We start from the raw sequence: 22,390 nt of genomic DNA on the forward strand, positions 1-22,390 counted from the left end.
CATGTGTCAGGCGTTCCCGCTGGTATCTGGCACTCGTGGCTGAGAGGTGTCAACAGTATCCGCGAGAACAGCGAGGTATCCGAATATCGCGAAACCTGAAATCGCAAGGATTGAGCATACGAAATTACGGTGGATATACGAATGGTTTTCAGTCAAGGCCAGCCAGATGAATGGAGCTAACGCGACCATCGCCATAGGAAGCGGATTTACTGACCTGAACATTCGAGTGACTGTCGTGCTGCCGCTGCGCCTGCCCTTGCGGATAATCATGACTGCCAGTACCAGCAGGACAAGGAGGACAAGCAACACGTGAGCGGGCATAGCGTAAGGGGAGATGTTGCGTGCGAGCGTTCCCCAGTAGCTGACGGTAGTGGTGCCGGCCTCTCCGGGCTGCTGTGCCGAACTTGACGCGCGTACGGCGACCTGGTGCAACGCATCTGTGATGACCGTTCGGCCGAGCACCGCCGCACCGATAACCCATTTCGCAGCCCACATGACACCGTATCCCGCCGCCCATGCCGCGGCATATCCGATGATATGCCCCGGTCCAATCGGTTGATCTGACGAGCGTTGCTTGTCGGGGCCATCCACGTATGTAATTGATGCGGTTTGTGCGGTGGCATGACTGAGAACATACGCGGTCACCGCGCAGATGCCGAATGAGAACAATGGATATGACAGCAAATCCATGTAGCTGGTGGTTGCTCCGACGAGCATGAAGAAACACGGATAGCCAAGACGACCGGTACGGATTGACGGATACTGGAGCATCAGCAGCATACTGATCATGGCGATGAACCATACTGTGGCGAATTGCATGCTCAGCATGGGTGTGACGGGCAGCATCAACGTGTGCAGCCCGACGAACGCGACGGCGAATGCGGCCAATCCGCGTCGTGCGAGCGTGTAGGATATCGCTACGATTATGGCGACGACAGCCGCGATGAGGAGAATCCTGATATTCGAGTAATCGCACACTTCCAGCAGCAGTCTCAGCGGCAGCATATAGCCATGCCAGTATCGCGCATATGAGGCGGTTTGCGTGGGTTTTGCGGCATCCTCACCGTTTGGATCCAGTTGCGCCCGGGTGTTGGCAATCAAACTGTCGTATCCCGGAATGCCGGCGTCTGTGATCCCACGCTGAACATAATAATTGCCGAGGCTTTTCTCGATGATGGTATGCGGACCATCGTATTCGGCCATGAGCAGCATCCACGCATCGGTATTGTTGTCGGGGATGGCGTTGGCAGCACGTCCGCCTACTAATTGCGGGAATGCGCCTTGGGTTTCGATGATTTCAGCCGAAGACGTTACGTGGGCGCGCACGGGGCCGTTGGGGAGCGCATACGCCACAATCATCGCGAGCCAGCCGACGATAATGGTGACAAGCATGATTACGAGCGGTTTCGTCATGCGGTGCAACCAGCGTTGATAACGCGGCGATTCAGCTGATGGCATGTGACGATGATTGACAATGGCATTCTTTCCCACGCTGGATATCCTACGGCGCATTGACGAATTCGTGGATACCGCGTGGGGTGGCGCCGGCGTGCCGATACGGTTCTCGAATTATTGTGACGGAACGATATCGGCATGCCATGGTGTGGCGGTCCCAGCGCGGGTTGGGCCGCCACACTGCTGGAACATCACACACGCACGGCTTCGAAGAGTACGGCTTGTGCGGGGTGCAGGCTCGGCGGACGCAGACCGTAGGTTTCGAGCGCGACCGCAGGCAGAGTCACACCGTCGGCGGTCCACCAGCCGAGCGCTGATTGCCCGTTGCCGATGCCTTCGTCGTCAAGATTCAGGCTTGCCGGCAACGGCTTGACCTGGTACGCGGCATCCGGGTCAAGACCAGGAAGATCGACCGGCGCCGCAGGGTAGGTCTGCGATGTGGTCAGCTGGGTGAACCGGTAGACGGCGTGCGAACGGTCGGCGCTGACCATGCCGTCCAAGCGTACTGCAGGATCCGCGGTATCCGCATGCACTGCCGTCCCCGTTTCGAACATCTTGCGCTGCTCTTTGTATGCACGCACCCACACGGCGAGCTTGTCCAAGTCTGCTTGCGGCTCTTTGAGCAGGTTCCATTCGATGCCCATGTGCCCGAAGAACGCCGTGGCCATGCGCATGTCCTGGCTGGTCGCGCGATGCGTTGAATGCGCCGGGCTGGCGCCCACATGCTCACCCATCATTTCTGGCGGCACCAGCAGCGACGTGTACCGCTGGATGTCGGCTCGCTCCACAGGATCCACGCAATCGGATGTCCAGATGCGGTCAGCGTAGCGCAGAATACCAAGGTCGATGCGGCCGCCGCCGGACGAGCAGCTTTCGATTTCGAGTCCGGGATGTGCGAGTTTCAGATCGCGGAAGATGCGATACACGGCGAGGGTCTGCTCGTGGACGGCAGGCCTGCCGGTGCGGGGGGACACCGCTTCGGTGACGAGTTTGTTGTGGTCCCACTTGATGTAGTCGATGCCCAGTTCGCCGACCAGATGGTCCATTGCGCCGAACACGTAATCGTATGCGTCCGGATTGGTCAGATCGACGACCTGCTGGGATCGTCCTTGCATCGGCAGACGGCCGGGGGTGGGGCGCAGAACCCAGTCCGGGTGGTTGCGGAACATGTCGGAGTCGGGATTGACCATTTCCGGCTCGAACCACAGGCCGAACTCCATGCCTTTGCCATGCACGTAGTCAGCAAGCGCCTTGAGGCTTTTCTCGCCGTCGGGCCACACGTCCTGCGAGATCTGCCAGTCTCCGAGGCCGGCGGTGTCATCGCGCCGGGCGCCGAACCAGCCGTCATCCACGACGAACCGTTCCACACCGCTGTCCACGGCCTTGTCTGCGAGTCGGACAAGCGTGTCGTAGTCATGCTGGAAATACACCGCTTCCCACGTGTTCAGGATGACCGGACGCGGTTTGTTCGCAAGATTGGGGTGCTGGGCGCGCACAAACTCATGGAAACGGTGTGCGACCTCGTTTAATCCGGTGCCGAACGCGCCATACACCCATGGCGTGGTGTACTGGTCGCCATGCTCCAGCGTGATTTCCCCGCCGAATAGTTTTTCCCCGCCGCCGATCACGCCTTGTGTGTAGGGCAGACGTTCCGCGGACAGCACGCTGTTGCCGCTCCATCCGACATGCACGGAATACACGTCGCCGTGTTCGAAACCGAAACCGGGGGCGCCGGCAGTCAGGAGCAAGGACGCGTCAAAGTCGGGGCGTCCGGCCATGGAGAGCTTCTCAAAGCGGCCGACGGTGAGCGGCTGACGCTGCGGTGAGCGCTCATGCAGATGGTGACCGGTGGTGGTGAGGATCTCGACGGCCTGCTGGGGCAGGGGGTAGCCGAGTTCGATGCCGTTGACGTCCAGGGTGCCGTCGCCGAGATTGGTGACGGTGACGCACTGGCGGATCAGGCCGGAATCGGTCAGTTCGCAGGTCCAGTGCAGGGCGACTTGCTGGTCGGCGTCTTGCGCGTCGACGCTGATCATGGAAGCGTCCTCGTTATCTCCTGCGTCGGGGCTGATGGCGGTGACGGCGAAATCGCAGAACAGTTCACGGCCATCTCGGCGGATATCGATGCGTTGCGCGCCGATCCACGCTTCGGACTGCGTGGGCAGGATGCTCGGCCATGCGGTGTTGTCCAATGCACCGGACACGCGTTGCGGTTTGAGCGCGTCATACAGGTGCACGAGGGTTTCCGGGTGCGGCAAGGGCCGCCCCCAATGGACGAACCGGGGGAGGGCATGGCCGGGGAAAATCAGCGCGAACGCCACGTCTGCCGCGGTGTTCTCCGCGTATACCGCGGTCAGATCGGTGCCGTCGTTCGCTGTTCCGGGGATGATGGTGATGCGCGTCATTGCACTCCTTTGGTCCGTGAAGTTTTGTCGTTCCTTCGCTGTGCCGGTTCGGCGCGTTTCCTCTTGCCCCACACCGTGCCGACATCGTTGGTTGTATGGTATGTGTTCCCGTTTTCCTTGTCTTCGGACGCGTGTCGCTTGCATTGCGCAAGAAAAACGGGGGTTTCCGGGAAGTGTTGAAGGAAACGGGGGTGTTGAAGGAAACGGGGGTGTTGAAGGAAACGATGGCATCGGGAGACAACACAAGCGTCGGGAAACCGACGTGGAACGAGGGCGTTGTATGGCTTCCGGGCGCGCTACAGTTGGTGCCGACCGTGTCGTATTCATGCGCGCGAGAAAGCGGGAAAGGGCACCTATGGCGTATTCCAGCACACAGGATCATGATGCACTCGGGGGTAATCTTGTTCGTCGTGTGGCGGTGCTGGCGATGGTGGGTGTGCTGTCGGGCCTGATGTCCGGTCTGTTCGGCATCGGCGGCGGCACGATTATCGTACCGGCGTTGGTCTGGCTTGGCTTGACACAACGCCATGCGGTCGCCACCTCGCTGGCCGCGATCATTCCGACCGCCATCGCCGGCGTGATTTCGTACGCGCAATCCGGACATGTGGACTGGATCGCCGCGCTGCTGCTCGCCTGCGGCACAATCGTCGGAGCGCAACTTGGCAGCTGGCTGCTGTCGCGATTGCCGGAAATGGTGTTGCGCTGGGCGTTCGCGGCATTTCTCGTATTCGTGATTGTTTCGCAGATTGTCGGCACGCCGTCGCGTGACGGTACGATTCACATGACGTTCCTGACCGGCGCTCTGCTGATGCTCCTCGGCATCTTCGTAGGCACGCTCTCCGGCCTGCTTGGTATCGGTGGCGGGGCGATTGTCGTTCCGGCGTTGTCGTTGGCGTTCGGCGCGAGCGACCTGGTGGCCCGCGGCACGTCATTGCTCATGATGATTCCGAACGCCATCGCCGGCAGCGTCGCGAATGTCCGGCGTGGCTTGGTCAACCTGCGTGACGGCCTGATCATCGGCGTGGTCGCGGCATGTCTGACCCCCGTCGGCGCGTGGATCGCCGGTTCAATCAGCGCTCGCTTGGGCGCGAACCTGTTCGCCGTCTACCTGTGCGTGATCGGCGTGCGTTCCATCTGGGCCGCGATCAAAGTGACGCCGGCGCTCGCCGACCGGCTCCCGCACCGCAAGTCCGGGCGCTGACAGCAATCGTCCGCACAGGCGGCGCTTACCTTCCGGCCCGCTCCACGAGCCTCGCCAGCTGTACCCGGTTCATGCTCAGGCGTTCGCTGGCACTGGACAGATGCGCTTTGACCGTGCGTTCGGAAATGAACATCCGTTCGGCGATTTCCTGATTGCTCATGCCTTGCGCGGCCAAAATCACGGTTTCCCGCTCCCGTTCGGGCAGGCTGTCGAGCATGCCTCGTGCTTCGTCTTCGCGGGCGTTGAGCCGTGTGCTCGCCATATCGTCCAGCAGCTGGCGTTGTGCGGCTTGATTGAATTGCGGTTCGCCGTCGCGCACGGCGAGAATCCGTTCGATGATGGTTTGTGGAGCATCGGTTTTGGAAACGAAACCTTCCGCTCCCATTTCCACAGCGCGCTCCACTGTGCGTTGCGGGCTGAGTGAGGTGAGGATCAGCACATGCGTGCCCGGGCTGACGTGTCGCACACGGTCGGTGGCTTCGATCCCGTCCATGGCGGGCATGTCGATGTCCATGAGCATGACATCAGGGTGGTCGCGTTCGGCTGCGGCAACGGCCTGCACGCCGTCCGCGCAGGTGTCGAGTACGCGAATCCGGCCGCGGGAATAGTCCTGCAGGATCAACGCCATGGTCTGGCAGATCATGGGGTCGTCATCGGCGATAATCACAGTTACCGGGGCTTCGCCGCCCGCCGCCGCATCATCTGGCTGTTCCGTTTTCTCTTGTGTCCGCACGGCTCCATGATACCGGGAACGCTGTCTGTGCGTGTGGGGAGGGGGAAGGGACGGCTACTGATTTGCATTGAGAATCCTTGACGGGAAAGCCGCGTCAAGATGGAAGACGCCGCGCTTGTCGCTTCCCCAGGTACAGGTGCCGCCGACCGCAGCCACGCGTTCGCGGATACCACGCAAACCGTTGCCGCCCACGGGCTTGTCTGCGATGTTGCGCCCACTATCGCCGGTATGTTCCGGCATTTGGGCGCCGGTGGGATTGCTGATATGCACGCCGATGCCGTGCCCGGCGGAACAGGTGACCTCCAGCTCGATGGGCTGTCCTGGAGCGTGCCGCCGTGCATTGGTGAGTCCTTCTTGAACGGTACGGTAGGCGATTTTCGCGATATCCGGGTGGATGGCACCCATGTCCTGGATGTCAATCCATGTGTCGATGTGCGCGCCCGCGGCTTTCGCATCGGCGATCAGGCCGCTTAATGATTCACGTGACAGTGACGTGGTGCCGTCCGGCTCGAGTGTTTGCCGGGCTTTGTTCGGGTTGTGCAGCAGGTCGATGATGCTGTGTGCTTCATCCAACGCCCCTGCCGCCTGTTTGCGGATGTCCTCGGCGCGCTGTGCGATGTCATGCAGCTGCCGGTCGGTGATATTTCCGGCCTCGAGTGTCCCGCATTGCACTTGCAAGGCTGAGGCGTTGACTGCGATAAGCGACAGGCTGTGTGCGAGTGTGTCATGCGCTTCTGTGGCGATCGCGTCTGCCAGTTGCTGGTTGGCGAGGTCGGATTGCAGCATTTGCGCGCGATTTTGCTGCTGTGCCGCCTGCCGTTGGGCGCGTTGGGCGCGTGAAGTGTTGCGGTTCGCCACACCGACAATCGCTGCGATGGCGATGGATATCACGGCGAGGAGCAGCCCTGACCACAGCATGCCCGGTTGGCTTGCCGCGTGGACGACACGTCCCTGATCATTGGTGCTGGACAGCATAGTGCCGATGATGGAATATTGGGCGGGCATTAGGGCGTCGCGCAGGCGGGAGATGACGGTGGCCGCGCTGCTGAGCGCGATGAGTTCGTAGAGGCGGCGATCCGGGTCGCGTCGGGCGATCAGTGCGCTCTGCGCCATGAGCGCTGTTAGCGGGCTGATCGGCAGACATATGGTTACGATGGCGACAATCAGGCATACGAATTCAGGTTTTTCGTCGCGTTTGCGCAGTAGGAGCGGCAGCGCTGCGCCGGCAACCAACCCGATGAGCGACCAGAACATGCCGATATCGCTGTGCCACGCGGACATGCCCTCATAGATGAACGCCGGTTGTACAAGCCCGCAGGCGATTGCGCATGCGAGCATCACCGTTGTAATAGTGACGCGGCGGGGCTTCCCGTTGCCGGGTGCGCCCGTATCGGTCCTTCCGGCTTGCTGCCGGGGTGTCGTGTATGGCTGCTGCGGCACATACGGTTGCGATGATTGTGGCGGTTGCGGCTGCTGAGGCTGCGCTGGCCGTTGAAACCGCCAGGGTTGCTGTGTCGCATACGGCTGCTGGTACTGGTATGTGCCCTGGAATGAGCCTTGGAATGGGCCGCCGCTGTATCCGTATCCTTGTCCGCCGCATGATGCCCGGTATCCGGCATGTGTGGGCGCCGCAGCGGAAGGCGCCTGGGGTGTTCCGATGGTGCTGTCCGTTCCTGTGATTCCTGCGCCCATCCGTTTGCCGGGCTCGCCGCTCGGACGCCCTCCTGCTTCACTCATGCCGCCCACTGTACTCACATGATTATCTCGCGGCTATTGTCCTTTCGGGTATACCGGTACGGCCTGTCGTACACTTTCCACTTCTTTCCGCAGCCCGTAGCGTGGGGATTGTCCTGATCGGAAGAGAAAAGCGAGGATGACATGGACAACAATCAGCAGCTTGAGCCGCAGTCGTATGACGGCTCTCAGCCCGTATACACGCCGCAACAGCAGGCGGCTCCTACGATGCCGGCGACTCCTGGGGGAACGCTCCCGCCGAACACCGTATATCCTCAGCCTGCGCCGGGCGATAACCCGGGTGGAGACCGTCCGCGCAAGTTGAGCGCCGCCGCTGTTACCGGTCTGGTGCTCGGCATCATCGGCATTGTGTTCAGTTTCATCCCGATTATCAATAATGTCGCGTTCATTCTTGGCGTGATCGGTCTGGTGCTCGGCATCATTGGCTTGGTGGCGACCAAGCGTGACGGCAAGCGTCGCGGCAGGGGACTCGCAATCGCAGCGGTTATTCTGACGATTTTGGCGATGGTGATTACGCTGGTGATGCAGCAGGCGACTGGTAAGGCGCTTGATGATGCGCTTGGCACGTCTTCCACCACGTCCCAGTCGGCTTCGTCCGATGCGAAAAAGAGCGGCGGCGAATCGTCGTCTTCCTCTGCGGCGGCGTCCGGGGCGCAGGACACGGAGGGCGATCTTGACAAGCTTCACGTGAAAATCGTGTCCGCCGCCAAGTCCGGGGCTGATTACAACGGTCAGCCGACCGTGCTGGTGACCTACGAGTGGACGAACAACACCGACAAGAACCAGGTGTTCTCGGTGGCGACGTCCGCGAAGGCGTTCCAGAATGGCAAGGAGCTTGACATGGCGATCTACACGGAAGCGCCGGCCGGCTACGATTCCAATGCAAGCCTTCAGGAGGTGCAGCCCGGCGCCACCCAGCAGGTGAGCGTTGGCTATGTGCTTCAGGACGATTCGCCGGTGGATGTCGAAGTGAGCGGCACCCTTGATCTCTCGGGTGCCAAGGTTTCGCACACCTACCAGTTGCAGTAGATGGTACGGGCCTGTGCGGCCGGTGGTCTGTCGGCTGCACAGGCCCGTCATCGTGTGAGGATTGGCTCACAAACCGACCGGTAGAAACACGATTCCGCTTGTTTGGCCGGCCCTATACAGCCCGTTGTGTGAGTGAATCCTCACCAACAGCCTGTGAAATACATGGGGCACGATTGGCAGCGCGCGCCATAGCCACCCCGCCTCACCCGATATATCGTGCGATCGCCCGTGCGGCCGCGGCTTTCGCCCAGCTTTCCCAAGAGAAGTCAAGGATTTCGAAGTCGACGGTCGCCGCCTGACTGGGGCGATACCAGTTGATGCCGCTTCGAATCGATTCTTGGTTCATTTTCGCGAGGAACGATGATTCCCCGCTGATCAGCACTTTCGACGGCATCGCGAAGTTCGCGACCATAGACACCAACACGCCAAGGCGGAAGCACAGGCGGTTGAGCAGCTGTCGCGCCTGCGCGGTCCCTTCCTGTGCGTCGGCGGCGAACTGGTCGAAGGTGACCATATGCCCCACCAAGGCCGAATACTCCTCGGCCAAGGAATCATTAGTCAGACATTGCGAACAGCCGGTATGCCCCGCATAGCAGCGCGGTCCCTCCGGGTCGACAAGAATATGTCCTGCCAGACCGTAACTTTTGTCCGGATAATCCACAGGCATCCCGTCTTCTGCAAGCGAATACCCGACGCCCGCCCCAATGGTGACCACCGCAAACCGCCGCACGCCGATTCCCGCCCCGAACCAGCTTTCATACTGCAATAACGAATCCAGATCATTGAACACCGCCGTCGGCAGTCCGCCGGTCTGTTCAATCGCCCCGGCGGCATCAACCCTGCCGTCCCAATGCAAGAACGGCGCATACGTCACATACCGGTCATCCTCGGCATGCCCGCCAAAACTCAGCCCGACAGCCACTGGACTGGGGGTGATGGCCCGGCGGTAATCCTGGATCGCGCTGCCGATCAGCGTGGCAACATCCTGCGGTTTGGTGGATTCAAGCGTAAGCGTGCGACATGGCCCGACCGGCCGACACAGTGCGTCAACAGCCACAATACTGACCTCGGAACCGTGGATGTTGACGCCGAGGAAGGTGCGCTCGCCTGCCCGCAGGCGCAGATTGGTCTGGGGGCGCCCTCGTTTTTCGCGCGGTTCTTTCGGGGTGAAGCCCTGTGGAAGTTTGCCTTGTTCCGTCGCATCGTCGGGGAGTTCCTCAATGACGCCTTCATATATCAAATCGCTGGTGATGCGCGATAATGCACCTTGCGACACCCCTAGGAGTTGCGCGAGTGTCGTGCGTGCGATGGGGCCGTATTGTGCGATGGCGCGAGCCACCCGGTGGGTTTGCGGGGAGCCGGTGAACCATTGGATATCCGTTGTCTGCCTGTTGTCATCGTCTGATTCCGCGGATTTCTGCGCATCTGTCGCGTATGCTGTCATCGCTGCTCCTTGCCTATGTGCTGCCGCCGGCGCGCGAGGATACGACCCTGTTCTCATTGCCTCGCATCTGGTATCTTGTATTTTCTTTCTCAATACATAAAAATACCGTGTTTTTCTTTCCTCATGCAAGAGGCGCGCAGGGGCTGGGAATGAAATCCATGTTCACGTATGCTCGGAACCACAAACAAAGCCGCAGCGATGGTGTTGTGGTGCGGAAGAGGCAAAGGAGTCTTCATGAAGACGGATTCCCATTCAGGACGCGGAACGCTCAGGTCGGCATTTCGTCGGGCGCTCACCGTGGCGTGTGTTGCGGTGATGGGTCTCGGTGCTGCCGGATGCGGGTCGTCAAACGCGCAGACGGTGACGTTGGATTTCTTCCAGTTCAAGTCCGAGGCTGCCGACCAGTTCAAGAAGATGGCTCAGGAGTTCGAGAAGGAAAACCCGAATATCCGCATCAATATCAATAATTCCGCGAATGCGCAGACCGATCTGCGTACCCGGTTCGTGAAGAACCGTGTTCCGGATGTCATCACGTTCAACGGCGATATCAGCTTCGGCATGTTCGCCGCCACTGGCGTGTTCCACGATTTCACGGATGATCCGATTGTCGACGAACTCAACCCGGGCATGGTCCAGATCGCCAAGAACCTGGTGCAGACCACTGATCCGGCGAAGAAGCGCCTGTATGGTCTTCCGTTCTCCGGCAACGCATCCGGCTACATCTACAACAAAACACTGTGGCGCAAGGCCGGTGTGGATCCGAACAATCCGCCCAAGACCTGGGACGAATTTATTGCCATGTTGAAGAAATTCAAGGCGGCGGGTATCAACCCGGTGCAAGCCAGTGTCGCTGACGCATGGACCACCCAGGCGCCGCTCGCCTCGCTAGCCGGCACGCTGGTTCCGGAATCCGAGTACACGAAGCTGAAGGAAGGCAAAACCGATTTCAAGACCATCTGGACTGAGGTCGCGCAGAAGGAAGTCGAAATGTACTCCTACTCGACATCCGACAAGGGCGTCACCTACCAGGAGGCCACCCAGAACTTCGCGAAAGGCACGGCTGCGATCATTCCGCTCGGCACATACGCCATTCCGCAGATCACGATGATCAACCCGGACATCGACCTTGGTTTCGCGCAGATGCCGGCAACCAACAACGCCAAGGAGCAGAAGCTCACCGCAGGTGATGACGTGATGCTCACGATGGGCGCCAACACCAAGCACCCGAAGGAAGCGATGAAGTTCATCAAATTCCTGATGAGTGAGAAGCAGCTGAACGCCTATGCGAAGGCACAGTCCGCGATCACCCCGCTCAAGGACACGTACTTCGGCAACAAGGCGTTGGAAGGTGTCCGCCCGTTCTTTGAAAGCAATGATGTGGTTGACTTCTGCGACCACTACATCCCGTCGTCCATCAATATCGGCGGCTACCTGCAGACCATGGTGATCAGCGGCAACGTCCCCCGCTTCATCAATTCGATGCAGAAGGAATGGGACAAGGTCCAGGCTCGTACGGTCGAGTAAGTCGAGTAATCGGACACGGAGAAAGGAAATAGCATGTCTGCAACAGTCGTATCGTCGAAGCAGCCGGCGGCGTCGGACAAGCCTGCCAAGAAACGCAAGTCCGCGTTTTCCAAGCGCAAGGTGGATCGCGCGTTCTACTGGATGACCGTCCCCGCGGCGATTATCTTCGCGATCTTCCTGTATGTCCCGTTCATTCGCGGCATCGGCTACTCGTTCACCAATTCGCAGGGCTACGGCAACTTCAAGTTCGTCGGCTTGCATAACTATCAGGCGCTGTTCAGCGATGATCGCGTCGGCCACGCCTATCTGTTCACGTTCTTCATCGCCATCATCATCACCGTGCTGATTAACTTCATTTCGATGTTCCTGGCGGTGCTGCTGAACAGCAAGATTGCGTTCAAGAACGGGTTCCGGGCGATCTTCTTCATCCCGTATATCCTGGGCACGCTGGTCATCGGCTACGTGTTCAAGTACATCTTCATGTCGCCGCTTCCCGCGCTTGGCAAGGCGCTGGGCATCGGCTGGCTGTCCGAATCGATGCTGACCAGCGAACAGCATGCTTGGATTCCTGTGGTGTTCCTCGCCGTTTGGCAGGGTGTCGCCTATTCCACGCTGCTGTACATCGCCGGCTTGCAGACCATTGACGATGAAATCTATGAGGCCGCGTCGATTGACGGCGTGAACGCGTGGCAGAAGTTCTGGAAGATCACCTTCCCGTTGATTGGGCCGTTCGTGACCATCAACCTCGTCCTGTCGCTCAAGAACGCACTCGGCACCTTCGACCAGGTGGTCGCGTTGACGGAGGGCGGCCCGAACTCTTCGACCGAGACCGTGACCTACCTCATCTGGAAGGGCGGCCTGACCGGCGGCGAATACGCCTACCAGACGGCTAACGCGGTGCTCTTCTTCATCGTTCTCGCGATTGTCGCGTTCATCCAGCTCGGATTCTCGAGAAGCAAGGAGCAGATCTGACGGCCGCGCACTGATGCTCGGCTGACAGAGGGGAAAGGAATATCATGAAAGACAAGACATTCCACAAGGATCATCGGATTAACTGGTGGCTGACCGCACTGACCGTGGTGCTGTCGCTGACTGTGCTGATTCCGCTGTATTTCACTATCGTCACGGCGTTGAAGACGCCGGCTGAAGCGGGCTCGTTCAGCCTGCCGACCTCCTGGCAGTGGCATAATTTCGCGGATGCGTCAGCGAAGGTCGATTATCCGCGGGCCGCGCTGAATTCCGCGATCATCACGGTGGCCGCGGTGGTGCTCACGCTGCTGACGAACACCTTCGTGGCGTACGCCGTCGCTCGCAACATGGACAAGCGCTTCTTCCGCTTCCTGTACTACTTCTTCATCGCCGCGATGTTCGTGCCGTTCCCGGTGGTGATGCTGCCGATCGCCAAGCAGATGGGCGCCTGGCATTTGGATAACCAGTTCGGTCTGATTCTGCTGTACATGACGCTCGGCTTGGGTACAAACCTGTTCATCGCGACCGGCTTCATCCGTTCGATCCCGCCGTCGCTTGAGGAAGCGGCACGCGTGGATGGCGCGAGCACATGGAAGATCTTCTGGAAGATCATCTTCCCGCTGATGAGCCCGATCAACGCGACGATCGGCATCCTGACTGCGCTGTGGGCCTGGAACGACTTCCTGCTGCCGCTGATTGTGCTGACGGACCAGTCCAACCAGACGATTCCGCTCGCCCAGTACGTGTTCAGCTCCCAGTTCGCGACCAATTATCCGATGGCGTTCTCCAGCTATCTGATGGCGATGGCTCCGATTCTGATCGTCTATGTCTTCGCCCAGCGTTGGGTCGTCAGCGGCGTAATGAGGGGCGCGGTGAAGTGAGGTAGTGGAAAGCCCGGTGGACTTTCCACTCACCGCACCGGATTGAGCGGGGCTGCGCTCGCGGTTTCCGGCTCGTTCCGGTCCTCACTTGCTTACTTCTATTCGATTGTTCTCTCCCGCTGAGGGGTCTGTGATCATCCACAGGCCCCTCAGTCTGTTTTCCTAACGTTGTGCGTCTGCATCATGCCTTTTGTGAGCATGTTTTCTGCGGCGATTCAGCCGCAAGGCTCAACTCCTGAAGGCATCCAATTCACTGCCCACCCGCAGTGGCACAATTTCGTGGATGCTTGGAAGATGGCGAATATCACCCCATTGCTGCTGAACAGCATGCTGTTGGTGGTCGTTGTGGTTCCGAGCGTGATGATCCTATGTTCCTTGGGCGGCTACGCATTCGCCCATCTCAGTGTGCCGTGCAAAGGCTTGATTTACTTCCTGTTCCTGATTGGTCTGACCATTCCGTTCGAAACCCTGGTCACTCCGTTGTATTACGAAATCAGCGACATGGGCATACTCAATACCCGACTGGCGTTGATGTTGCCCCTGATCGGTCTCAACATCCCATTCGGCATCGTGTGGATGCGGTCCTGCTTCGAGCAGATGCCCCGTGATTTGATTGAGGCGGCAAGCATCGACGGTGCCGGGCACTTCCGTACATTCGTCTCGGTACAACTGCCGCTCGCTCTTCCCGCGCTCTCATCGCTGGGCATCTTGACGTTCCTGGCGACGTGGAATCAGTTCCTTCTTGCGGTTGTGCTGGAGGATGATCCGAACAAGCGCACGATGGCAGGTGCTTTGCAGTCTTTCGTCGGCCAATATCAGACCGATGTCGTGCTCCTCAACGCAGGCGCTCTGCTGATCATGGCGCCGACGATGATTTTGTTCATCATCCTGCAGCGGTACTTCATCCGTGCCATGCTGGCGGGCTCTGTCAAAGGATGACCTATGGCCGAGAGCAATGCTGATAATTGGTGGAGAAACGCCGTGGTCTACGAGGTGTATCCCCGGTCGTTCAATGATTCCAACGGTGACGGGGAAGGTGATTTCCGCGGCATCATTGATCGATTGGACTACCTGCATGACCTCGGTGTGGATGCATTGTGGCTCACGCCGTTCTATCCCTCACCACTTGCGGATGGTGGGTATGATGTCGCTGACTATTGTGGCGTAGATCCAAGGTTCGGGACGCTGCGGCAGTTCGCCGATCTCGTTGCTCGCGCGCACGACCGGGGAATACGCATTATCATCGATATCGTGCCCAACCACACTTCGGACAAGCATCCTTGGTTTACCAAGGCACTGCATTCGGCGCCGGGATCGAAGGAACGGAACCGCTATATCTTCCATGTCGGGCGGGGAGAGCACGGAGAACAACCGCCGACGAACTGGCTGAGCAATTTCGGTGGATCGGCGTGGGAGCCTTGCGGGGACGGATGGTACTACTTGCATTCGTTTGCCAAGGAACAGCCTGATTTGAACTGGGATAATCCTGAAGTTCAGCAGGATTTCCTGGATATTCTCCGTTTCTGGTGCGAGCAAGGTGTAGACGGGTTCCGTATTGACGTATCCCATGGGCTCGTCAAAGACCTGAGGGAGCCGTTACGGGATCGGCCGGATCCGGCATTGATGTCGCCACAAGCTGCGGACGGGACTGACCCTTTGTGGGACCGTGATGGTGTGCATGAAATCTACCGTCAATGGCGCGAACTGTTGAATCAGTACACGCCGGTGAAGTACGCGATTGGGGAATCTTGGACGCCGTTCACTCCACGGGTATACCAGTATGCTCGGCAGGATGAACTCGGATCGATCTTTGATTTTTCGCTGCTCAAGGCGGCGTGGAACCGAGACGATTATCGGAAGATCATCGAGCGAACTGGCGTATGCGCTGCCGCTGCCGGTTCCGCGCCGGTCTGGGTGCTGGGAAACCATGATGTGCCAAGACTGGCTTCGCGGATTGCGCTTCCCAAAGGTGCGGATGTCGAACATTGGGTGACGTCGGACGGCCGCGACCCGAGTATCGATCCTGCCCGGGCGGAACGCCGTGCGCGCGCCGAAGCGCTGTTGATGCTTGGTCTACCCGGCACAGCGTTCATCTATCAGGGTGATGAGCTCGGATTGCCTGAGGATCTTGATTTACGGCCTGCGGACGTGCAAGACCCGATTTGGGAGCGGTCCGGGCATCGATTCAAAGGGCGTGACGGCTGCCGTGTGCCCCTGCCTTGGAACAGCGATTCAGTGTCGTTCGGTTTTAGCCAGTCTTCACATCCTTGGCTGCCGCAGCCGGCATGGTATGCACGGTTTGCGGTGTCCAATCAGGAATGCTCGCCGGAATCGATGCTGAATCTATACCGTGCGGCTATCGCAGAGCGTCGCCATTGGATTGGGCCGGGGGATGAAGCCGAATGGCTCACGGATGGTGAATACGCTGAAGATGGTCTTGGCTGGAGAGTGTCTTCCGGATTGGAAGTCTTGGTGAATTTCTCTTCCGAGCATGCGATTCGCCTGCCGGAAGAAGCGACTATCCTGTTGAATTCGTGCCCGGAAAGAACGGATCGCGCGAATAAGCAGGTTCCACCTGAAAGCGCGGTCTGGTATTTTCGTGGAACCCCGGTGTCTCGCAGCAAGGAGAACCAATGAACAACGTATGCCCAATCGATGTTGTGCGTGTCCAATCCAGCATCCTGAAAGAAGACACGCATGAGTGCAAGGAATGTGCCGTTCCGGCAACGGCGGTGAACATCGAGCCTCACCATGGGGACGATGCTGTCTGGAGTCTGTCAATCTGCACTGAGACCGGGTTGGCGAAGAGCGAGCAGAAATTCATCGCCTGTGATTCATTCGCGCCGTGCGATGCCGTACGGGTCGACTGCAAGATGGGTGCGGCTGCTGACGGCGAGATTCTGGCGCTGTACCAGCACAAGGAGTGGTGGATGCGGCCGGCATGGTGTTCGACGACCGCGCACATCCCGTTTGGCACCCAACTGCTTCTTTGGCGTCGGAAGGATCACGACGGTAGTGTGTGGTGGAACGCGGTGCTGGCGATTTGCGATGCCGATTTCCGTACAGACATCAGAGGGGACGCGCAAGGTATCGAGTTCGTGGTGTCGTCGAACCGTATGGGAATGACTCATATTGCAGCGACGCTGGGGTTCATGTCGGTGGCGGCAACCCCGTACCTTGCCGTTCAAGCGTGCGTATCGGCAGCCGCCGGGCACACGGGTATCAGCACCCGCAGGCAGAAACCTTTCCCGGAGAATCTGTCCGGTTTGGGTTGGTGCACTTGGGATTCACTGGGCCAGAACGTCAATGAGCGCAACATCATCGAGAAGATGCAGGAATTCCACAAGTTGGGAGTGCCCATTTCCTGGGTGCTGATTGATGACGGTTGGTCGGATGTTGACAGGTCCCGACAGAAGTTGCGCTCCTTCGATGCCGATCCCGAGCGTTTCCCGCAAGGACTGAGGCATACGGTCGACGTGCTTCGCAAACAGTTCGGAGTGAAACATGTCGGCGTATGGCAAGCGTTCCAAGGATACTGGAATGGCATCGATCCCGATGGCCCCATCGCTTCGACTTTGGGCGACTGCCTTGCTCGGCGTCGCGATGGCGTATTGGTGCCGGGGCCGATGAGAAATCAGGCTGCACGCTTCTGGGGTGACTGGGATTCGGCACTGGAGAAGCAGGGTGTTGATTTCCTGAAGGTCGATTCCCAAGGTTCAATCGCGGTGATGACCATGGGGCAGGAGAGTTTCGGGGCGGCAACTATCGGCCGCCACCAAGGGCTTGAAGACGCGTCGAACTGTATGGGTGGAACGATTATCAACTGCATGGCGATGACTCCGGAGAATTTCTGGCACAGTGAACGGGCTCAGGTCATACGCACCAGCGATGATTTCCTTCCGAGATCGCCCGAGTCTTTGGATGAGCACATCATACAGAACGCTTACTGTTCTTTGTTGCTTGGGCAACTTTATTATCCGGATTGGGACATGTTCTGGAGTGAACATCCGTATGCGTGGGCAAGTGCGCTCGCAAGGGTGTTCAGCGGTGGTCCGGTGTATTGTTCGGATGCGCTTGGCCATACGAACGCGTCTGTGCTCCGTAGCATCGTCGGTGATGATGGCAAGGTGCTGCATCCGGATTCGCCGGGGGTTCCTGTAGAGCAATCATTGCTGAATGATCCGCGGCTCTCGGACACGCCTTTAGGCATTCGTGCGCCGTTCGGCGACCGCGAGATGACACTGTACATTGGTCTGCGCAAACAGGATGAGCAACATGTCAGGCTGGTGGCTGATGCGCCGGTGACGGTATACGGGCCGGCTGAGGGGGCGGTCAGCCGCTTATGCGAGTCGCAACATGCGGATTTCCGCCTCGCGTATGGGCAAGCGCTGCTCGTTGATATCCCTCGGCGGCATGCTGAGGGCGTCATAGCAGGATGACAACAGCCGGATATCACATCCGTCGCATCTGCCGCTGTCCGGTTATCTGCCCGCTGTGTGATTGTCCAGTCGCATGGCGGGCGGTTGTCGGTGGCTGCCTCTGTGTTTGCCTTGGTTATCTGTCTGTTGTGTAGCTTTCCGGTTGCACGCCAGCCAGTTTCCGCTTGCTGTGCGCGTGTTGGCCCCCGCTATCCGCCCTCCGTGTGACTGCTCAGTCGCACGTCGCCCGAATATCTTTCCTCGCGCAGCCGGCACGCCAGCAATAGGAATGAAAACGTGTGCATCGTACGATAATCCCAGCAGAACAACACCAGACAGCAAAGGAGCTTGCCATGACCAATTTCAATCGTCCGGCCCTTCCCGCCGGTGTCCGCACGAATGGGGCGTCCACCAGCCCGTGGTGGGCGAACGCCGTGGTGTACCAGATTTACCCGCGCAGCTTCCAGGACACGGATGGCGATGGCCTCGGCGATATCAAGGGCATTACCCGCCGCTTGGATTATCTCGCCGATTTGGGCGTCGACGTGCTGTGGTTGAGCCCGGTCTACAAGTCCCCGCAGGATGACAACGGCTACGATATCGCGGATTACCAGAGCATCGACCCGATGTTCGGCACGCTTGACGACATGGATGAGCTGCTCGCGCAAGCGCACAAGCGCGGTCTGAAAATCGTGATGGATTTGGTCGTCAACCACACGTCCGACGAGCACGCATGGTTCCAAGCGAGCCGCGACAAGAACGACCCGCACGCCGACTGGTATTGGTGGCGTCCCGCCCGCCCCGGCCATGAGCCGGGCACGCCTGGTGCCGAACCGAACCGCTGGGGCTCGTATTTCGGCGGCTCCGCCTGGCAGTATGACCCCAAGCGCGGCGAGTACTTCTTCCACCAATATTCCCCGAAGCAGCCTGACCTCAACTGGGAGAACCCGCAGGTGCGTCACGCTGTCTACCAGATGATGAACTGGTGGCTTGACCGCGGTATTGACGGTTTCCGCATGGACGTCATCACGCAGATTTCCAAGCGTGTCGACCCCAACGGCAAGCTTCCCGGCGAGACCGGCAGCCAGATCGAGGATTATCCCGCCGGCCCTGACGGCTACTCATCCCCGTTCCCGTTCTGCTCCGACGGCCCGCGTCTCGACGAGTTCCTCAAGGAAATGCATCGTGAAGTGTTCGACGGCCGCGAAGGCTATCTCACAGTCGGTGAAGCGCCAGGCGTGGCCCCGCAGCGCAACGAGCAAATCACCGATCCCGCTGCCCGGGAGCTGGACATGCTGTTCATGTTCGAGCACGTCGACATCGATTGCGAAAACGGCACGAAATGGAATCCAACCCCGTTGGACGTCCCGAAGCTGAAGCGCACGCTCGCCGCCCAACAGGATGCGGTTGCGAAGAAAGGCTGGGTAAGCTTGTTCTTCGACAACCACGATCAGCCGCGTGTCGTGTCCCGCTGGGGTGATGACTCCACGGAGGAGAACCGCGTCCATTCCGCCAAGGCGCTGGCGATGCTGCTGCACATGCATCGCGGCACCCCCTACATTTACGAGGGTGAGGAGCTCGGCATGACGAACGCGCATTTCACTCGGCTCGACCAGTATCGTGACCTTGAATCCCTGAACATGTTCCGCCAGCGGGTCGAACAGGCACGCATCCAGTCCGCTGAATCCATGATGGACGCGCTCGCCAAACGCAGCCGCGACAACGCCCGCACCCCGATGCAATGGGATGATTCCACGTACGCCGGGTTCACCGCTACCGACGCCCGCAAGGAACCGTGGATCAGCGTCAACCCGAACCATACGACGGTCAACGCGCAAGCCCAGCAGGACGATCCGGATTCGGTGTTCTCCTTCTTCAAGCAGCTCATCGCATTGCGTCATAACAATCCGGTCGTGTCCGCAGGCGACTGGCACCTGCTTGACGAGTCCGACCCGCAGGTGTACGCCTTCACCCGCACGCTGGGCGATGAGCGGCTCCTCATCGCAGTCAACCTGTCCGGAAAGGAAGCGCGCATTCCGGGGGAAACCGAAGCCGCGCTCACCGCCGTCGGCGAAACGCCCGACATCATGCTGACCTCGTATGATCCGCAGCATTCCGCCGATTCGTTGGCTGCACGCACGCTGTCCCCGTGGGAGGCGGTGACGGTCCGACTCTAGCTGAACACAGACTTGATGATAGTTCGTCGTCGTGCGGGTGATGCCGGATAAGCTCCCGCACGACAGCTGGTGAGTTGCCTCAAGGTGCGAGACACTGTGACATGCTTGTGCCTTGACGGTCTTACAATAACGATCATGGAACAAAACGAGGTTCTCAAAGCATTGCAGCGCGATCATGCCGCTGAATTGAAGCAGGCCGCCCAGCGGCTCAAAGGCACGGCCAGGCACACGGAGATTATTCCCTCCCCGGTGCTGTCCGACATGACCGGCCATCAGATTCTCCTCAAGCCGGAGAACCTGCAGGTCACCGGGTCCTTCAAGATTCGCGGCGCCTACAACAAGATCGCTTCCCTGTCTGAGGACCAGCTGGCGCGCGGTATCGTCACCGCGTCCGCCGGCAATCATGCGCAGGGTGTCGCCTACGCCGCTCGCGAACGTGGCGCGAAAGCAACCATCTGTATGCCCACCATCACCCCTCCGCTCAAGGTCGATGCCACGAAAGCCTATGGTGCTGACGTCGTCCTGCATGGTGATGTGTTCGACGAAGCTGCTGCGTACGCCCAGAAACTGAGCGATGAGCAGGGCATGATCTACGTGCCGCCGTTCGACGATTACGAGGTCATCTGCGGTCAAGGCACCATCGCCATGGAAATCCTCGAAGATGTCCCGAATGTCACCGATATCGTCGTGCCGCTCGGCGGTGGCGGCCTGGGCGCTGGCGTGGCGCTCGCCGTCAAGACATTCAAGCCCGAAGTCCGTGTGATTGGTGCGATTCCTGAGGGTTCTCCGGCGTTCAAGAACTCGTTTGCCGCGGGCCGCGTGGTGCCTGCCGACAAGGTGGTCACTTCCGCTGAGGGTGTCGCCGTCAAACGCCCGGGTGATTTGACCTTCGCTTTGCTCAATGAATTCTTGGATGATTTGATTACTGTTTCCGAGCGTGATATCAACGAGATGATTCTCTTGATGCTTGAGAAACATAAGCTCGTCGTCGAAGCCGCGGGCGCGGTGTCGCTCGCCGCATTGGAGCATTTGAACTTGCGTTCGCGTAAGTTCGCCTCCGCTCCCGGCCCGCATGTTGTCGTCCCGATTATGTCGGGCGGCAACATCGATACAGTCACCATCGGCGCGGTCATCCAGAAGGGTATGATCGCCCGTGGCCGCATCATGAACTTCGAGGTCGAGCTGCCCGACCTGCCGGGACAGCTGCTCAAGGTCGCTCAAGTGCTGGCCGACCAGCGTGCCAACGTGATCGCCCTCGACCACGACCAGTTCAAGGCGTCCGGCCATTACACAAATGCGGTCGCCCTTGGGGTCACCGTCGAAACAAACGGCCCTGACCACATCGACCGCGTACTCGAAGCGCTGAAGCAGGCCGGTTTCGACCCCAAGCGCATCTACTGACGCGTTCTTGCCGGTCATTCGGTATGGCGAAGGCCCCGGAATTCTTGGATTCAAGGTTCCGGGGCCTTCGCGTTTCCTCCGTTGTCTTCCTGTCCGATGCAGGCTTAGCGGCTACTGTTCATCAGCCTGAGCTTCGGCGATGGTCTCGTCCACCAGCTTCGGCAGCGCGACGGCGATATCCTCATGGATGAGCCGCGTGGCGATATTGTCATACTGTGTTTTGCCCATATTCATGATGGTGACGGGCACACCGGCCTGTGCGGCGACCGGGGCGAGTGACGCCGCCGGGAACACCTCAAGCGTCGAACCGATCACCCAGAACTCGTCAGCCTGCGAGACGAGCCGCATCGATTTCTCCATCGCCCCATCCGGCAGCATTTCACCGAAATACACGACATCAGTCTTGATGATGCCGTTGCATGGCATGTCGCCCTGGTACTTAAGACGGCGATGGCAGTGCGGATCAGGTTCCTCGTCAAGGCGGGCCATGATGTCCGCGGTGGCGTATTTCGCGTGGCACTTCATGCAGTGGGACGTGCCGATGGTGCCATGGAGGTTCACGATGATATCCGGTGAATTTCCGGCTTTCTCGTGTAGTGCGTCGAAGTTCTGCGTGGCCAGGAGCGTCAACAATCCCGCCTTCTCGAGTTTGACGAGCGCCTTGTGCGCGGTGCCCGGCTGGGCGTTCCACACGGGGGATTCCTTCTGCCAGCGCCACGAGTATTCGCGATCCTTCTGACTGGTAAGGAATGCGTCGATGTCGTACACCTTGGTCTGTTCCGGATGTTTGGTCCACACGCCGTCGGGCCCGCGGAAGTCTGGGATGCCGGCTGATGTCGAGATGCCGGCGCCGGTGAGTACTGCGATCTTTTTGCTCATACCTCAGGGATACCACGCTGTGATGTCCGTATGCCCCGCGGTGTTGGTTCGACGCGCCGTGGTGTGGGGTGTTGGTGTTGTGTTGTGTTGGTGTGTGTTGGGTGTTGTTGGGTGTGTTG

At 59.5% G+C, this 22,390-nt stretch carries 16 protein-coding genes; 10 read left to right on the top strand and 6 right to left on the bottom strand.

The features are described 5' to 3' along the window. Positions 1 to 6: 6 nt before the first annotated feature. Positions 7 to 1,413 carry a hypothetical protein gene (locus BBOU_RS05830; RefSeq protein ID WP_152595600.1) on the bottom strand — a complete coding sequence of 469 codons (1,407 nt, stop codon included), beginning with the start codon at positions 1,411 to 1,413 and terminating at the stop codon, positions 7 to 9. A 233-nt stretch (positions 1,414 to 1,646) separates the two neighbouring features. Next, positions 1,647 to 3,860, bottom strand: a complete 2,214-nt coding sequence (locus BBOU_RS05835; RefSeq protein WP_026503435.1) for an alpha-galactosidase — start codon at positions 3,858 to 3,860, stop codon at positions 1,647 to 1,649. A 355-nt stretch (positions 3,861 to 4,215) separates the two neighbouring features. Between BBOU_RS05835 and BBOU_RS05840 the strand changes: the two genes are divergently transcribed. After that, the gene (locus tag BBOU_RS05840) at positions 4,216 to 5,061 is read left to right on the top strand and encodes a sulfite exporter TauE/SafE family protein (protein WP_026503434.1); all 846 of its coding nucleotides are present in this window, start codon (positions 4,216 to 4,218) and stop codon (positions 5,059 to 5,061) included. A 25-nt stretch (positions 5,062 to 5,086) separates the two neighbouring features. On the opposite strand, the gene BBOU_RS05845 is transcribed toward BBOU_RS05840, so the two are convergent. Then, entirely contained in the window at positions 5,087 to 5,794 is a 708-nt protein-coding gene (locus BBOU_RS05845; protein WP_081815571.1) for a response regulator transcription factor, read from the bottom strand. 54 nt (positions 5,795 to 5,848) lie between these two features. Then, complete coding sequence (locus BBOU_RS05850; RefSeq protein ID WP_152595599.1) at positions 5,849 to 7,531, bottom strand: sensor histidine kinase; 1,683 nt, start codon at positions 7,529 to 7,531, stop codon at positions 5,849 to 5,851. Between the two features lie 141 nt (positions 7,532 to 7,672). Here BBOU_RS05850 and BBOU_RS05855 point away from each other — a divergent pair, with 141 nt between their 5' ends. Next, positions 7,673 to 8,578, top strand: a complete 906-nt coding sequence (locus BBOU_RS05855; protein ID WP_026503432.1) for a DUF5067 domain-containing protein — start codon at positions 7,673 to 7,675, stop codon at positions 8,576 to 8,578. A 202-nt stretch (positions 8,579 to 8,780) separates the two neighbouring features. On the opposite strand, the gene BBOU_RS05860 is transcribed toward BBOU_RS05855, so the two are convergent. Then, complete coding sequence (locus BBOU_RS05860) at positions 8,781 to 10,022, bottom strand: ROK family transcriptional regulator (protein ID WP_152595598.1); 1,242 nt, start codon at positions 10,020 to 10,022, stop codon at positions 8,781 to 8,783. Between the two features lie 234 nt (positions 10,023 to 10,256). Here BBOU_RS05860 and BBOU_RS05865 point away from each other — a divergent pair, with 234 nt between their 5' ends. From BBOU_RS05865 to ilvA, 8 genes are all read left to right on the top strand, one after another. Next, complete coding sequence (locus tag BBOU_RS05865) at positions 10,257 to 11,546, top strand: ABC transporter substrate-binding protein (protein WP_026503430.1); 1,290 nt, start codon at positions 10,257 to 10,259, stop codon at positions 11,544 to 11,546. 33 nt (positions 11,547 to 11,579) lie between these two features. Beyond that, the gene (locus BBOU_RS05870; RefSeq protein WP_026503429.1) at positions 11,580 to 12,518 is read left to right on the top strand and encodes a carbohydrate ABC transporter permease; all 939 of its coding nucleotides are present in this window, start codon (positions 11,580 to 11,582) and stop codon (positions 12,516 to 12,518) included. A 44-nt stretch (positions 12,519 to 12,562) separates the two neighbouring features. Further along, on the top strand, positions 12,563 to 13,396 hold the full coding sequence (locus tag BBOU_RS05875) for a carbohydrate ABC transporter permease (RefSeq protein ID WP_026503428.1): 834 nt from the start codon (positions 12,563 to 12,565) through the stop codon (positions 13,394 to 13,396). 168 nt (positions 13,397 to 13,564) lie between these two features. Beyond that, positions 13,565 to 14,335 (top strand): carbohydrate ABC transporter permease, encoded by a 771-nt coding sequence (locus BBOU_RS05880; protein ID WP_051616886.1) that lies wholly within the window; start codon positions 13,565 to 13,567, stop codon positions 14,333 to 14,335. A gap of 3 nt (positions 14,336 to 14,338) precedes the next feature. Further along, entirely contained in the window at positions 14,339 to 16,033 is a 1,695-nt protein-coding gene (locus BBOU_RS05885; protein ID WP_051616885.1) for a glycoside hydrolase family 13 protein, read from the top strand. Further along, positions 16,030 to 17,835, top strand: a complete 1,806-nt coding sequence (locus BBOU_RS05890; protein WP_051616884.1) for a Sip1-related alpha-galactosidase — start codon at positions 16,030 to 16,032, stop codon at positions 17,833 to 17,835. The genes BBOU_RS05885 and BBOU_RS05890 overlap by 4 nt, the downstream gene beginning before the upstream one ends. Positions 17,836 to 18,167: 332 nt before the next feature. Then, positions 18,168 to 19,991, top strand: coding sequence for a glycoside hydrolase family 13 protein (locus BBOU_RS05895; RefSeq protein ID WP_026503427.1), 1,824 nt, complete (start codon positions 18,168 to 18,170; stop codon positions 19,989 to 19,991). Between the two features lie 135 nt (positions 19,992 to 20,126). Beyond that, on the top strand, positions 20,127 to 21,392 hold the full coding sequence (gene ilvA, locus BBOU_RS05900; protein ID WP_026503426.1) for a threonine ammonia-lyase: 1,266 nt from the start codon (positions 20,127 to 20,129) through the stop codon (positions 21,390 to 21,392). A gap of 111 nt (positions 21,393 to 21,503) precedes the next feature. Here ilvA and BBOU_RS05905 read toward each other — a convergent pair whose 3' ends face one another. Next, entirely contained in the window at positions 21,504 to 22,271 is a 768-nt protein-coding gene (locus BBOU_RS05905) for a Sir2 family NAD-dependent protein deacetylase (protein WP_026503425.1), read from the bottom strand. Positions 22,272 to 22,390 lie beyond the last annotated feature (119 nt).

It is taken from the genome of Bifidobacterium boum, from assembly GCF_000741535.1.
Classification (GTDB): Bacteria; Actinomycetota; Actinomycetes; order Actinomycetales; family Bifidobacteriaceae; genus Bifidobacterium; species Bifidobacterium boum.

Coding starts and splice junctions, on each gene's coding strand:
- BBOU_RS05850 (WP_152595599.1), bottom strand. CDS start 7,531: ATGAGTGAAGCAGGAGGGCGTCCGAGCGGCGAGCCCGGCAAACGGATG.
- BBOU_RS05890 (WP_051616884.1), top strand. CDS start 16,030: ATGAACAACGTATGCCCAATCGATGTTGTGCGTGTCCAATCCAGCATC.
- BBOU_RS05835 (WP_026503435.1), bottom strand. CDS start 3,860: ATGACGCGCATCACCATCATCCCCGGAACAGCGAACGACGGCACCGAT.
- BBOU_RS05875 (WP_026503428.1), top strand. CDS start 12,563: ATGAAAGACAAGACATTCCACAAGGATCATCGGATTAACTGGTGGCTG.
- BBOU_RS05905 (WP_026503425.1), bottom strand. CDS start 22,271: ATGAGCAAAAAGATCGCAGTACTCACCGGCGCCGGCATCTCGACATCA.
- BBOU_RS05865 (WP_026503430.1), top strand. CDS start 10,257: ATGAAGACGGATTCCCATTCAGGACGCGGAACGCTCAGGTCGGCATTT.
- ilvA (WP_026503426.1), top strand. CDS start 20,127: ATGGAACAAAACGAGGTTCTCAAAGCATTGCAGCGCGATCATGCCGCT.
- BBOU_RS05885 (WP_051616885.1), top strand. CDS start 14,339: ATGGCCGAGAGCAATGCTGATAATTGGTGGAGAAACGCCGTGGTCTAC.
- BBOU_RS05855 (WP_026503432.1), top strand. CDS start 7,673: ATGGACAACAATCAGCAGCTTGAGCCGCAGTCGTATGACGGCTCTCAG.
- BBOU_RS05870 (WP_026503429.1), top strand. CDS start 11,580: ATGTCTGCAACAGTCGTATCGTCGAAGCAGCCGGCGGCGTCGGACAAG.
- BBOU_RS05830 (WP_152595600.1), bottom strand. CDS start 1,413: ATGACGAAACCGCTCGTAATCATGCTTGTCACCATTATCGTCGGCTGG.
- BBOU_RS05860 (WP_152595598.1), bottom strand. CDS start 10,022: ATGACAGCATACGCGACAGATGCGCAGAAATCCGCGGAATCAGACGAT.
- BBOU_RS05840 (WP_026503434.1), top strand. CDS start 4,216: ATGGCGTATTCCAGCACACAGGATCATGATGCACTCGGGGGTAATCTT.
- BBOU_RS05895 (WP_026503427.1), top strand. CDS start 18,168: ATGACCAATTTCAATCGTCCGGCCCTTCCCGCCGGTGTCCGCACGAAT.